Here is a 13,170-nt window from a genome sequence, read left to right as displayed (position 1 = left end):
TTATATCGCCGTCCATCCGCCGTCGACGAACAGCAGTTCGCCGGTGATGTAGTCCGTGTCTTCGCTCGCGAGGAAGAGTGCGGGACCGGCGATGTCCTCGGGGAATCCCGCCCGGCCGAGCGGGACGGGTTTGATGAAGCCGCCTTCATCGGCCGCTTCCTGCGCTTCCTCGCTCCAGCCCTCGGTGAACTCAGTGGCGATTTGGCCGGGCGCGACGGCGTTGACGCGGATGTCGTGTTCGGCGAGTTCGAGCGCCGTTCCCTTCGTTATCATCTCGATGGCACCCTTCGTCGAGTCGTACTGCACCTGGTCGTGTTGGGCGACTTCGGAGCTGATGGACGCGGTATTGACGATACAACCCGTCTCTCCGCGCTCTATCATGTCCGTGGCGGCGGCCTGCGTGCCGAAGAAATAGCCCCGGATGTTGGTGTGATGGAGTTGGTCGAACGCTTCCTGGTCGACGTCGAGGAAGTTCTCGCTGTGTTGCATCGCCGCGTTGTTCACCATGACGTCCACGCCGCCGTACTCGCGCGCCGCCTCGACGACGGCTTCCAACTCGCCGGGTTTAGAGACGTCCGTGTGGACGAACTCGGCCGTTCCTTTGTGCTCGTCGGCGATTTTCTCGTGCGTCGGCGCGCCGTCCGATTTCGGCTCCTCGCGCACGTCGGCGTTGATGACCGTCGCCCCCGCCTCGCCGAACCGAAGCGCGATGGCGCGACCGATACCCGAACTCGCACCGGTGACGATGACCGTCTCCTCTCCGAAATCGAAGTGAACTGTTCCCATGGCCCGTGCTATCGGGAGAGAGGCGGTTAAAGATACTCGCCGCGTTTGCAAGCTGAGTTCCGAATACGGAGAAGGAAACACGGGACCGGAACTTCCGTGGTGTTCGTTCTTCTGCCCGTTGATACCTTCCATCATATAACACCGCAGTTATACTACTCTAAGGTGTGAAACGAATAGTACTTTCTCGGATTGCACATATTTTGGAATCGTGAACATAGTTTTATATAATAAACTTATAAAATTATATTTCTCGAATACGTCTTTTAGAGGTTGTGAAGCCAACTGACCGGTTTACACGGCGCGGAGTACTGAAAGCGAGCGCAGGGTCGGGGCTCCTCTTCGGAGCTCTCGGTGCTAGCGGACGTCTCAAAGCGGTGGATGCGACAGGTGACGGTCTGAGTGATGGGACGCAGGGCGAAGGCGACGGGTTCGTTCCTCACTCTCCCGGGTGGACGCTCACACCGGCAGGAGAGCAGACGGAAGTTGGCGACCGCCCGATGGGGGCGGCGCTTAGCCCGAACGGAAAATATCTCGCAGTGTCGAACGACGGACAGGGCGTCCAGTCGATGATGCTGGTCGATGTTTCATCCAACGAGGTCGTCGATACGATCCAGTACGAGACGCCCGAAGCGCTGTTTGTCGGCGTCGAATTCGCGTCGAATCGGACGCTGTACGCCTCAGCGGGGACGAATAACAAAATTCGTGTCTACTCCGTTGGGGACGGCACGCTGACCGAGGGAGACTCGATTCGAATCGGTCCCGAGGACGAACAGATATTCCCGGCAGGGCTGACGGTTTCGTCCGACGGCGCACGACTGTATGTCGCGACGAACCTGAACAACGCCGTCGCCGTCGTGGACCTGTGCCGCGGAGAAGTCGTCGAATCAATTTCGGTCGGGAACAAGCCATACACGGTCGAACTCTCCCGAAACGGGAAGAAAGCGTACGTCTCGAACTGGGGCGCGGATACGCTCTCGGTCATCGACACCGACGACCTCGAAGTCACGAAGGCGATTCAGGTCGGCGGACGGCCGAACGACGTCCTCCTCAGTCCGACTCGCTCGCGACTGTACACATCGTCCGGAAACGCCGATACCGTCTCCATTATCGACACGAAGTCGGACGAAGTCGTCGAAACCCTCGACCTCGAACCCTACGAGGATGCACCCACCGGCAGCATGCCGAACGCGCTCGCCGTGAGTCCGAACGGCGAGACGCTGTACGTCGCCAACGCCGGGAACAATGACGTTGCCGTCGTGGAGCTCGGAAAACCCGGTTGCGGCAACAACACAACCGCCGAAATCGCGGGGCTGATTCCGACGGCGTGGTTCCCGTCGGCCCTCGCCGTGACGAACGACGACCGGTACTTGTTCGTAGCGAACATGAAAGGGCTGGGTGCGGAAGCGAACCCGAACGGTCCCAATCCGGCGAAAGGAGATTACAGCGACAACGGCGTCGAGGGCGTCGAGACGCAGTATATCGGAAACATGATCAGCGGGACACTTTCGAAAATGTCGGTTCCAAAGGAGAAGCAGTTGGCGAAGTACACGGACAAAGTCGTCGAGAACAATGGATTCAGCGAGATGACGAACGAACTCGTTCACACGTCCGAGGACGTGACTCCACAACCGGTTCCACGTCGCGTCGGTGACCCGTCGCCGATCGATCACGTCATCTACATCATCAAGGAAAATCGAACGTACGATCAGATTCTCGGCGACATCGACGCGGGCAACGGTGACCCATCGCTGACGCTGTTCGGCCCCGAATCGGCACCAAATCACCACGCGCTGGCAAAGGAGTTCGTCCTGCTCGACAACTTCTACGTCGACGCGGAAGTGAGCGCGGACGGCCACAACTGGTCGGTGGGTGCTATCGCGAACGATTACACGCAGAAGACGTGGCCGAGCAACTACGGCGGCCGCGGACGGAACTACGATTTCGAGAACGGCGGCGCGACCCGACCGAAGGGCGGATACCTCTGGAACATGGCCGCGGCGTCCGGCGTCAGCTATCGAAGCTACGGTGAGTTCGCGAACAATAAATACGACGACGACGGAAGCTTTGACCACGCGGATCCGAGTGTCTCCGGACTCGAAGGCCATGTTGACCCAGATTATCCGAGTTACGACCTCGAAATCAAGGACATCACCCGATTCGGTGCCTGGCTGAAAGAGTTCCGAGCATACGAGGACGACTCGAACGACCTCGAACTGCCGGAACTCACGATTCTTCGCTTCCCGAACGACCACACGGCGGGAACGACGCCCGGGATGCCGACCCCGCAAGCCATGATGGCCGATAACGACCTCGCGGTGGGGAAACTGGTTGAGACGGTGACGAACTCCTCGTATTGGGAAGACACGGCGATTTTCATCACCGAAGACGACGCACAAAACGGGCCCGACCACGTCGATGCCCATCGCAGCCTGACGTTAGTTGCCAGTCCGTACACTCGACGTGGCGTCGTCGATAGCACGTTCTACAGCACTGTTTCCGTCCTTCGAAGTATCGAACTCATGCTCGGCATGCCACCGCTGACGCAGTTCGACGCTCGAGCGACGCCGATGATCAACGCGTTCATTGGCGACGACGAACCGGCACTGGACTACACGTACGAGGCACGCGTTCCCGAACAATCGCTCGACGAGACGAACACCGAGGACTCGTCGGGAGCGCAAGCGTCGAAAGAACTTGACCTCGACGAGGAGGACGAGGCGAAGATGCAGAAGTTCAATCGGATAATCTGGCACGCCGTCAAGGGTGCCGACGTCCCGATGCCGGAACCGAAGACGACCTTCAGGTCGAACGCATCGCCGCAATCCGCGTCGGCGATGGACGAAGAGGAAGAGAACGTGGACGAAGAAACCGAGTCCGAGTAAGCACAGCTGTCACATCTTTAGTCTCGTTTTGCAGATGGGTCGAGTCCACGGCGAGGGAGCGTCCGTAGGGCCTCACGTTTGTTCGTGTTTTCGGATCGATTTCGGTCGGATGACGCCCGGCCGGTCGATGGCGAGTCGGTCGCCGATGCGGATGAGTTCGAAGATTCGTGGATACTCGTAGGAAGTGAGGTATTTGCGGAGCGCTTTCGGGTCCGCTTCGACGCCGCGCCAGACGTCCCAGTGAACGGGGGCGAAGCGCTCGAGCGAGAGCGCGTTGACGGCCTCCGCGACTTGCTTTCCGTCGTTGTACCAGTCGGTAACGTAGGTTTCGCCGTCCTCCGTGTGATAGATGTTGCCGGGCGTCCCGTAGGCGAGGACGCCGAGGTCGATGTCGAACTCCTCGCCGATGTCGTGGAAAGCGTCGGCCGGACGCGAGTCGCCCGGCGCGAAGAACGTTCCCGATTCGTGCTCCACGACGTAGCTCACGGGGTCCGCCGAATCCGGGTCGTTCGCCTCCCGAACGTGAACGTCGAGGTCCCCGACGGAGATATCGTCGCCCGGCGAGACGACGGTTCGCTCGTCGTCCGACATCCGGAGGTCGCCGTCGTAGGCGGGATTCTCGAACGCTCCGCCGGGCGCGTAGACGTTCGCACCGAGGTCCTCGACGAGCGGGCCGTAGGACGGGGGATGCATGTGGTCGATGTGCTCGTGCGTGACGAACACCGCGTCGCACATCGTCGCATCCGCGGGGTCGAGCGGGACCGGAATCATCCGAATCGTTCGCGGCGGCGACCCGTCGCCGAAGTACGGGTCCAGATACAGGGTCGTCTCCGCGGTACGCAGGATGTACCCGTTACAGCCGAGATACCATATCGACAACCCGCCCACGTCCGCCGCCTCGACCTCGTTACGGACGAACCAGTCGCCCCAAGTGGAGTGAACCATGGCCTTCCAAACTAGTCGGTGGAGACGCATAACGGTGATTGCCACTGTCACACGCGTTTCGGAAATCGGCTCCGGCGTTCGAAGCCGTCGAAAGACGGTCGTCGAGAATCAGTGGACGCTGAGTTCGTCGTCCGATTCCACCTCGTCGCTCGCCCACCGAAGGACGAAACTCACGCTCTCTTCGGACCCGGATTCCATCAGCGAGGAGTCCGAATCGACGGCGACGCTGAACGAGACCGTCTCGGGCGGGTTCATCGTCGCGCTCTCGTTCCCGACGAGGAGCGTTACTTTCTGCGTATTCGTCGATTCGAGCGACTCCGAGGGGGAACTCTCCACCGAGTCCGTCGTGGAACTGGTCTCTCGGGACTCGTTCGGTCGGATACCCGTCTCGGAGTGACCGGTCCCACCGGAGCGACCCGTTCCGTCGGAATCCAGTTTGTTCGCGAACTCGCGCAGATACGCCGCGATTTCCGACCGACTCTTCTCGAACTCGGCTTCCAATTCTGCCATACCCGTGGTTACCGAAGCTCTCGCATAACGATGATGGCTGCAGTGACAAGCACCCTTTATTCAAAGGTTGGTACCGGTTCAGGACGGCCGTTTGGCCGACGACCGCGAACCCTCACTCGTAGGTTCGACCGCCGATTCGGTTCCCCTCGATGTAGTCCCAGTCGTACTCGACCCCTAGTCCCGGACCGTCCGGGACGGGGACGGTTCCGTCTTCGTCGATGGCGTCGAGGTCGTCCGCGTAGTCGCCCTCGTAGACGGGCGGCGTCGTGTTCTCGCAGTCGGGGTGGACGAGCGCCATCTCGTAGTAGTTGGCGTTCCGAATCGCGGCCATGCAGTGGCGCTGTGCGGGACCGGGCGAGTGTATCTCCACGTCGACGCCGAAACCCTCCGCCATGTGCGCGATTTTCATCGCGCCGGTGATGCCCGCGTCGTAGGCGGGGTCCGCGCGCAGGAAGTCGGTGGCGTCGTTCCGCAGGAAGTCGGTGTGGCTCTCCAACCCGCGAACGTGTTCGGTCTGGAGCAGCGGCGTGTCTATCTGCTGGCGGAGTTTTCGGTACGCGTACTGCGAGATTCCCCCGTCGCGGTACGGGTCTTCGTACCAGTAGAACTCCTCCTCGTCGCAGGCGCGACCGACGTCCAAGGCGTCGCCGAACGTCTCGTACTCGCACGCGGGGTCCAACATCAGGTCCATCTCGTCGCCGACCCGTTCGCCGACCGCGTGGACGGTTTCGATTTCGCGGTCGATGTCCCGACGCTCGTCGCTCCCGCCCCAGCCGTGGATTTTGAACCCGGGAAAACCGCGTTCGAGACACTCCTCGGCGAAATCCGCGTAGGCGTCCGGGGAGTCCAGTCCCCCGTTGTCGTCCGCGTGGTACGTCGAGGCGTAGGCGGGCAGTCGCGAGCGATACGAGCCGAGCAGTTCGTGAATCGGCGCGTCGTAGCGTTTGCCCGCGAGGTCCCACAGCGCGATGTCCACGGGGCCGATGCCCATGCGGTCGTACTTCCTGAGGCCGCGTTTCATCTCGGACCACAGTCGCTCGCGGCGCAGTGGGTCCTTGCCGATGAGGTAGTCAGCGATTTCGTTGATTTGGGCGAACGCGGGCGAGTTACCGCCGACGAACTCGCCCGTGAGTCCCTCGTCGGTGTGAATCTCGATGGCGAACAGGTGCCGGTCCGTCGTCGAATCGGAGTCGTAGACGAGGTTGAAACCGTCGTCCGACCCGACGTTTTCGAGCGGGTACGAGAACTCCGTGGATTCGATTCTCGAAATCTCCATGCACCACCTACGGCATCCGTCGGGGTAAAATTTGTAGCCGCGTCCGTCCGCGACCGGCGTTGGCAGGCACGAGATTTAATCAAACGACTCCCGTAGGATTCGACCATGCGAACCTGCCAGCGTGGGTAGGAAAAGAGAAGAATTGGAGGTAGCGGACGCGAAGAACGCGGCAAGCGTGAGGACGGTACCGGGAAGACAAAAAAGGGAGGGGAACCGAAAAATCGCGACCGATTTCGAAATCGAGCACAACCAACCATGGTAACGAAAATCACCGTCCTCGGTTCGGGGTACGCCGGGGTCGCGGCCGTACAGAGTCTCGAAGACGAGTTGGAGGAGGACACGGATATCGTCTGGGTATCGGAAACGAACCACCATCTGGTGTTACACGAGGTCCATCGGTGCATACGGGACCCGGCGGTCCGTGAGAAGGTCGTCATCCCCGTCGACGACCTCAAATCCGCGGAGACGGAGTTCGTGCAGGGGACGGTCACCGGACTCGACGTGGACGACCGCACCGTTCACGTCGACGGGGAGGAGTCCATCGACTACGATTACTGCGTCGTCTGCCTCGGCAGTCAGACGGCGTTCTACGGCATCGACGGGTTGGCGGAGCACGCGCTCACGCTCAAGAACCTCGGCGACGCGCTGACCATCCACCAACAGGTCGAGGCGGCCGCCGAGGACGCGAGCGACGACGACCCGGCGCAGGTCGTCGTCGGAGGTGCCGGATTGACCGGCATCCAAACCGCGGGCGAGGTGGCCGCGTTCCGCGACGAGCGCGACGTCCCCGTCGAGATTCGCCTGATAGAGATGGAAGACGAGATATTCCCGGGGCACGACCACGAGTTTCAGGGGGCGATTCGGAACAAGTTGGAGCGGATGGACATCGACACCACGACCGGTGCGACGGTATCCGAAGTCGACGACGAGACGATTCGGTTCGAGGACGAAGACCTGCTCCGGTACGACGTGTTCGTGTGGGCGGGCGGCGTGCGGGGTGACGACGCCCTCGCGGACGTCGACATCGACACGGAACACGACCGCGCCTACGCGAATTCGACGTTCAAGACGAGCGACGACCGCGTTCTCGCCATCGGCGACGCGGCGCTCGTCGAACAGGACGCGGAGGGGGGACCGCTCTCGGAACAGGACGCCTGGGAGGCCGTCGTCAACCCCGATACGGACGACGTTCCCCCGCCGACGGCCGAGGCGGCGATGGAGGAAGGAGAACACGTCGGCGAAAACGTTGCTCGAATGATAGACGACCGCGAACCCGTCCACTGGTCGTACATCAACAAGGGGACACTCGTCTCGGTCGGGGACGAAGCGGTCGCACACGACATCCTCGGCATCCCGCTCAACACGTTCAGCGGGCCGGGGGCCCGCGTACTCAAGAAGTCGATATCGGCTCGCTGGATCGGTGAGTCGTCCTCGTGGCTGGCGGCGGCGAAGGCGTGGCCGGACATGTAAATCGACACGAAACGGAGGTTCGGAATGGAACGAGACGAAACGCGAGAGAAACGAGCGAAATCGAGTCCGTTCGAGCGGACCGTCGCGGTCTACTTCGATATCGACGGGACGCTCCTCGAAACGCGGAGCGACGAGGACGAAATCGTCGAAACCGCGGCGGCGTTCGACGTCGACGTGAGCGACGAAGGCGTCCGCAAATTCGACGAACTGGTAGCGCAATACTTCCGTCGAAACGTCGCCGACGGCTATCGAGCGGCCGTTCGGACGTTTACGAACCACCTCGGCGCCGAGGTAGATGCCGACGCGTTCAGCCGCGCGCTCAAGAGACGGAAAGTGGAAAACACCCGTCTCGTGGGCGGCGCGTCGGAGACGCTCGCCGCGTTCGCGGACGTCGCCACCGTCGGAATCATCACGAACGGTGCCGGTGACATCCAGCGTGAAAAGTTGGCGAGACACGCCATCGACGACCGCTTCGAGCACGTTCTCATCTCGGGGGAGCGGGAGACGATGAAGCCGAAGGACGAGATGTTCGCGCTGGCGAAAAGCGAGGGGTCGGCGGACGACTACGTGTACGTCGCCGACCGATTCGCCGACGACATCGTTCCGGCGAGCGAGAACGGCTTCGTCACCGTTTGGATTTCGGATGCGTCGTCGTCGGTGGCCGATATCACGGTTCCGTCGCTTCCCGAACTCACCGTGGACGCCGTGGCGGACGCGTTGTATTCGAACGGGAACGGGGAGGCCCGACACACCGTCGAGCGTTCGGAGGAGCGGAACGATGAATAGCGGGGGGACGTAACTGTGTATCCGACACCGACGTTTCCGAGGGAGGTGACCGAGGGCGTATGGGAGTGACAGTGACGCGATTGGGAACGGACTGAATACAGATGGGGAACTTCACGCCGATTTCGGAGTACGGGATCATCGGTAATTTAGAGACGTGCGTGCTCGTAAACACGGACGCGTCGATAGACTGGGGGTGCTTTCCGGCACTGGATTCGCCGAGCGTGTTCGGCGCGATTCTCGACGCCGACCGAGGTGGACGGTTCAGCATCTCCCCCGTCGAGGAGTACGAGTCGCGACAACAGTATCTCGACCACACCAACGTCATCCAGACGACGTTTCAGACGCCATCCGGTGAGTGTGTCGTCACCGACTTCATGCCGGTTATCGGCGAATCGGTCGCGGAGGGGCACCCGAATCAGGCCATCTATCGTCAGGTGACGTGTACCGACGGGTCGGTCGACATCGACGTGGAGTTCCGTCCCCGCTTCGACTATGCCCGCGCCGATACCGTCCTCGAAACCACGTCCGGCGGCGTCCGCGCGACCGGCGGTGACGACCGTGCGTTCCTCTCGACCACGACGTCGATGTACATCGAGGACGACGTTGCACGGGCGACGTACTCGCTCGACGAAAACGAGAGCGACTGGTACGTGTTTCAGTACGACAGTCACGAGCCGATGGGTCACAGCACCTGTAAGGAGTTACTCGACGAAACCATCGAGTATTGGCGGGAGTGGAGTCACACGTGCGAGCAGTCGGAGTGTCCATTCGACGAAGTGGGACACGAACACATCGTTCGGTCGGGACTCGTTCTCAAACTCCTCTCGCGGGTGGACACGGGGAGCATCTGTGCGGCCCCGACGACCTCGCTCCCGGAGAGCATCGGTGGGCTCCGGAACTGGGACTACCGGTTCAGTTGGATTCGGGACAGCGCGTTCACGATTCGTGCGCTGACACACCTCGGGCACACGGAGGAGGCCAAGGCCTACCTCGACCGGTTTCTCGACCTGAGTCGCTCGACGGACCCGGAGGACATCCAACCGCTGTACGGGATGGAGCGTCAAGCGGACCTATCCGAGGAGACGCTCGATCACCTCGCGGGCTATCGCGGGTCGAAACCGGTTCGAATCGGGAACGACGCCGGGGATCAGTTTCAACTCGATATCTACGGCGAACTCGTACAGGCGATCTATCAATTGTTGGGGACGGAGAAGGGAATCGATACGGACGACTGGAACGCCGTCTACGACATCGCCGAATACGTCTGTCGCGTTTGGGACGAACCGGACTCGGGAATCTGGGAACCGCGGATGCAGAAACGCCAGTACGTGTACTCGAAAGTGATGTGTTGGGTGGCGCTCGACCGCGCCATCTCGATGGCCGAGCTGGAGGGCTTCGACGCGCCGTTGGACCGGTGGCGAGAGCGGCGCGCAGAGATCAAGGAGACCGTCATCGAGCGAGGATTCGACGAGGAGCGAGGGAGTTTCACGCAGACGTTCGACGGGGAGACCATCGACGCGACCGGACTTTTGCTTCCGCTCCTCGGCTTTCTCCCGATGGACGACGACCGAGTGCAGAGCACCATCGAGACGGTTCGGGAAACGCTCGCCACGCCGGAGGGCTTCGTCTATCGGTACAAGGAAGGCGGTGACGAACTCCCCGGCGAGGAAGGGACGTTCCTCCTCTGTTCGTTCTGGCTCATCTCGGTGCTCGCCCGCGCGGGTCGGGTGGACAGGGCCGAGGAGATATTCGAAAACGTCCTGAGCTGTTCGAGTTCGGTGGGACTGCTCGCCGAGCAGGTCGACGTCGAACGGGGGGAACTGCTGGGAAACTTCCCGCAGGCGTTCAGCCACATCGGCTTCATCAACAGCGCGATATACATCGTACAAGCGGAGGACGGTCGGTCCGCGTTCGATTCGGTCGAAACCGTCGTCGACCCGTACGGAAGCGGGTCGGTGACCCGCGACTGAGCGGTATCGGCCCACTCGTCTTCGTGAGCGATACGAACAACGGCAGCGACGTGAGCGATGGCGGACTTGTGTGAATGGCGGACTTGGACGACGGCGAGACTTCGACGGCGGCAAAAATCGAGCTATCGTGTCCCGTCCTCGTCGAGGACCTCCGTCGAGTTATCCCGTGGCCGGTAGCCTATCGCTCGAAGGGAGTGGGTGATCGAGAGACAGCGGTCGTCGTTTCGGGAGATGGCGTGAGCCGTGAGCGGGTTCGTTGGCAGATCGGCGAGCGCGGCGGACCGTAACGCGTCGTGACAGTCGCGGGGGCTCAGCCACATCGCACGGGCGAACCGAGCGTACGCCTCCGGGTACGACGTGTCGGGGTTCTCTTGGGTTTCCCGAAGGTCGTCGCGCGACATCAGCCATCCGATGCGGAGGTTTACCGCTTCGATACCGTTCTGACTGGCGAACCGAGCGCCGATGGCCTCGCTGGACACCTTCGTCACGCCGTACCACGAGTCGGGGTGCGGTCGAGCGTCGTGGGAGACGACTGGAGTCTGCTCGCGGAGTGTTTCCGGCTCGTCGGGGGCGACGGTTTCGTTCCCGTTAATGGCGTGATTCGAACTCGCGTAGACCACGCGGTCGAGCCCGTTTTCGACCGCCGCCTCGTACGCGTTGTACGTCCCTTCGATGTTTACCCTGTGGAGGTCGTCCCAGTCGGCGTACGGGGACGGGTTCGCCGCGAGGTGGATGAGCACATCCTCGTCGGAGAGGGCGTCGATAAACGCGTCCCTGTTCGTCACGTCGAGCGGAATGCTCTCCATGTCGTCCCGCTCGCTGTGCGTGATGAGCGTGAGGTCGTGGTCATCGAAGGCCTCGATAACTTCCGCTCCGACGTTGCCGGATGCACCCGTAACGGCGATACGTGCCATATCGTGCGGTCGTGAGCAACGCACACATAGGTGATGGCCACTCAGGTGCGGCGTTCTCGATGATACGACCGCACGGGGGGCCCGAGCCGGTCGAGCGTCCAGCCCGAAACGCCCCCGCTGAAACGCATCAGTTGCTGTCAGTACGGAAAATCTCACGACCCCAATACGGATTTCTCCGAGACCGAGCGAGTTTTCCGGACTGCGTCGATGCATCTCATCACGTACGAACGTCGGTACATCACGTACCGAGCATTGATATAGCGAATGGAGATATAGAATCTGTCGTCGTGAGTCGAAGGGAAGAAGAATCGAATGTACACTTTCGAGTGGCGAAATCCCCGTCTACGACCGACGTCTTTGCTCGGCGATGATTTCGACGAGACGCTCGGGATCTTCCGCTGCGAGCGTCAGAACGGCATCGTGGATTTCACGCTTTTCCTCATCTCGGATTCCTCGCCGTCGAAGTTCCGGGACGACCGTAATCCCGACTGCATCTTCGAATTCGTCCCACGTGTCGCCTCGAGCGTACAGCGGTCGTTGTCGAACCTCCGAATATTCGAACGCGGGGCCGGACATCTCCGTCGCCGACTCGTTCGTGGACCGTTCCTGTGTCGCCTCTGGGGAATCCTCCTCGGGAGAGGTACCGGCTTCCGATTTCGCGGAGGATTCGTGGGAGGACTCGGATATCCCCTGACCTGCCCCCTGACCGGTCTCGTCGCTTTCGACGGCACCCAAATCGTCGAAGGGATTCGCGTCGGTCATCGCTCGACACCACCGTTGACGACGATGGATGCCAGTTCCTCGAAGTTCTCAAGTTGGCTGTTTTCAGGGTCGTAATCCAGTAGCGGTTGGTGTTCTTTCAACGATTTCGAAAGCGATGCACTGTATCGGATACCGGGTTTCGGCGGCTGCATCTCGCCCTCGTCGATCGCCTCGAACTGATCGGCCGTGATTCGTGCAAAGTTCGGGACTTTTCCTTCCGTCGTCTCGGCCGTATTCAGATTTTCGAGGAGTTCGCGGTCTTCGGTTCGTTGGTCGATTCGCTCGCGGAGTTTGTTCGGGACGAGCGCGAGAACGTCGATATCGATGTACTCCTGCGAGGGAGTGATAAGCCGCTCCATCGTACGTTTGTACCCACCGATGGAGCTGGACCCCGGTTCGAGGGGAATCATCACGTTTCCAGACGCGACCAGCGCGTTGTTGTTGAGCATTCCGGGATAGGCCGGGCAGTCGAACACGATGTAGTCGTATCGCTCCCCGAGAAGCGGATCGACGATTTTCGTTTTAACCCGTGCAGACCCCTGGAGCGCACCTGCAAGATCTTTTTCGACGTCTTCGAGCGAATCCGAGGATGGGAGGAGGTCGAAACCGAAATCGGTCTCCTGAATGAGGTCGGCGGCGGTCGCATTGCCGTGGTCGAGGATGACATCGCCGAGGTTGATCTCACCTCGGTAGACGTCACCGAAACCGAGACCGTTGGTCGCGTGGCCGTTTGGATCGAGATCGGCAAACAACACTCGGCCACGTTCTGTCAGTTGACGTGCGAGGTTCATCGAAATCGTTGATTTGCCGACGCCTCCTTTCAAGATGACTACGCTCACAGCGCGTGGAGTGTCTACGTTAGCTACCAT

The 13,170-nt window shown here is 61.1% G+C and carries 11 protein-coding genes; 4 read left to right on the top strand and 7 right to left on the bottom strand.

The annotated features are described in order from the left end of the window. Positions 1 to 786: an SDR family NAD(P)-dependent oxidoreductase gene (locus tag V5735_RS22965; protein WP_423747414.1), complete on the bottom strand. Its 786-nt coding sequence runs from the start codon at positions 784 to 786 to the stop codon at positions 1 to 3. A 374-nt stretch (positions 787 to 1,160) separates the two neighbouring features. Between V5735_RS22965 and V5735_RS22960 the strand changes: the two genes are divergently transcribed. Beyond that, entirely contained in the window at positions 1,161 to 3,668 is a 2,508-nt protein-coding gene (locus V5735_RS22960) for a bifunctional YncE family protein/alkaline phosphatase family protein (RefSeq protein ID WP_423747413.1), read from the top strand. Positions 3,669 to 3,740: 72 nt separating this feature from the next. Here the strand turns inward: V5735_RS22960 and V5735_RS22955 are convergent, their stop codons facing one another. From V5735_RS22955 to V5735_RS22945, 3 genes are all read right to left on the bottom strand, one after another. Further along, complete coding sequence (locus tag V5735_RS22955) at positions 3,741 to 4,613, bottom strand: MBL fold metallo-hydrolase (RefSeq protein WP_423747412.1); 873 nt, start codon at positions 4,611 to 4,613, stop codon at positions 3,741 to 3,743. A gap of 108 nt (positions 4,614 to 4,721) precedes the next feature. Further along, positions 4,722 to 5,123 (bottom strand): amphi-Trp domain-containing protein, encoded by a 402-nt coding sequence (locus tag V5735_RS22950; protein WP_423747411.1) that lies wholly within the window; start codon positions 5,121 to 5,123, stop codon positions 4,722 to 4,724. Between the two features lie 112 nt (positions 5,124 to 5,235). Then, a complete protein-coding gene (locus V5735_RS22945; RefSeq protein ID WP_423747410.1) occupies positions 5,236 to 6,399 on the bottom strand; it encodes an enolase C-terminal domain-like protein in 1,164 nt (387 codons plus the stop codon). A 255-nt stretch (positions 6,400 to 6,654) separates the two neighbouring features. Between V5735_RS22945 and V5735_RS22940 the strand changes: the two genes are divergently transcribed. The 3 genes from V5735_RS22940 (at position 6,655) to V5735_RS22930 (ending at position 10,625) form a co-directional block, all read left to right on the top strand. Then, positions 6,655 to 7,869 (top strand): NAD(P)/FAD-dependent oxidoreductase, encoded by a 1,215-nt coding sequence (locus tag V5735_RS22940; RefSeq protein WP_423747409.1) that lies wholly within the window; start codon positions 6,655 to 6,657, stop codon positions 7,867 to 7,869. Between the two features lie 24 nt (positions 7,870 to 7,893). After that, complete coding sequence (locus V5735_RS22935; protein ID WP_423747408.1) at positions 7,894 to 8,655, top strand: HAD family hydrolase; 762 nt, start codon at positions 7,894 to 7,896, stop codon at positions 8,653 to 8,655. Between the two features lie 101 nt (positions 8,656 to 8,756). Further along, positions 8,757 to 10,625, top strand: a complete 1,869-nt coding sequence (locus V5735_RS22930) for a glycoside hydrolase family 15 protein (protein WP_423747407.1) — start codon at positions 8,757 to 8,759, stop codon at positions 10,623 to 10,625. Positions 10,626 to 10,747: 122 nt separating this feature from the next. On the opposite strand, the gene V5735_RS22925 is transcribed toward V5735_RS22930, so the two are convergent. The 3 genes from V5735_RS22925 to V5735_RS22915 all read right to left on the bottom strand — a co-directional run bounded on the left by V5735_RS22925 (position 10,748) and on the right by V5735_RS22915 (position 13,170). Then, positions 10,748 to 11,539 (bottom strand): NAD-dependent epimerase/dehydratase family protein, encoded by a 792-nt coding sequence (locus V5735_RS22925; RefSeq protein WP_423747406.1) that lies wholly within the window; start codon positions 11,537 to 11,539, stop codon positions 10,748 to 10,750. Between the two features lie 342 nt (positions 11,540 to 11,881). Continuing rightward, positions 11,882 to 12,301 (bottom strand): hypothetical protein, encoded by a 420-nt coding sequence (locus tag V5735_RS22920; RefSeq protein ID WP_423747405.1) that lies wholly within the window; start codon positions 12,299 to 12,301, stop codon positions 11,882 to 11,884. Next, on the bottom strand, positions 12,298 to 13,170 hold the full coding sequence (locus tag V5735_RS22915; RefSeq protein ID WP_423747404.1) for a ParA family protein: 873 nt from the start codon (positions 13,168 to 13,170) through the stop codon (positions 12,298 to 12,300). The genes V5735_RS22920 and V5735_RS22915 overlap by 4 nt, the downstream gene beginning before the upstream one ends.

It is taken from the genome of Haladaptatus sp. SPP-AMP-3 (assembly GCF_049568665.1).
Lineage (GTDB): Archaea > Halobacteriota > Halobacteria > Halobacteriales > Haladaptataceae > Haladaptatus > Haladaptatus paucihalophilus.
The sequence above is the reverse complement of the archived record's forward strand: the minus strand, read 5'-3'. Positions and strand labels throughout refer to the sequence as shown.

What these genes read in the sequence shown, in the direction of transcription:
- V5735_RS22965 (WP_423747414.1), bottom strand. Translation starts at nt 786, where the DNA reads ATGGGAACAGTTCACTTCGATTTCGGAGAGGAGACGGTCATCGTCACC.
- V5735_RS22955 (WP_423747412.1), bottom strand. Translation starts at nt 4,613, where the DNA reads ATGGTTCACTCCACTTGGGGCGACTGGTTCGTCCGTAACGAGGTCGAG.
- V5735_RS22950 (WP_423747411.1), bottom strand. Translation starts at nt 5,123, where the DNA reads ATGGCAGAATTGGAAGCCGAGTTCGAGAAGAGTCGGTCGGAAATCGCG.
- V5735_RS22945 (WP_423747410.1), bottom strand. Translation starts at nt 6,399, where the DNA reads ATGGAGATTTCGAGAATCGAATCCACGGAGTTCTCGTACCCGCTCGAA.
- V5735_RS22940 (WP_423747409.1), top strand. Translation starts at nt 6,655, where the DNA reads ATGGTAACGAAAATCACCGTCCTCGGTTCGGGGTACGCCGGGGTCGCG.
- V5735_RS22935 (WP_423747408.1), top strand. Translation starts at nt 7,894, where the DNA reads ATGGAACGAGACGAAACGCGAGAGAAACGAGCGAAATCGAGTCCGTTC.
- V5735_RS22930 (WP_423747407.1), top strand. Translation starts at nt 8,757, where the DNA reads ATGGGGAACTTCACGCCGATTTCGGAGTACGGGATCATCGGTAATTTA.
- V5735_RS22925 (WP_423747406.1), bottom strand. Translation starts at nt 11,539, where the DNA reads ATGGCACGTATCGCCGTTACGGGTGCATCCGGCAACGTCGGAGCGGAA.
- V5735_RS22920 (WP_423747405.1), bottom strand. Translation starts at nt 12,301, where the DNA reads ATGACCGACGCGAATCCCTTCGACGATTTGGGTGCCGTCGAAAGCGAC.
- V5735_RS22915 (WP_423747404.1), bottom strand. Translation starts at nt 13,170, where the DNA reads ATGGTAGCTAACGTAGACACTCCACGCGCTGTGAGCGTAGTCATCTTG.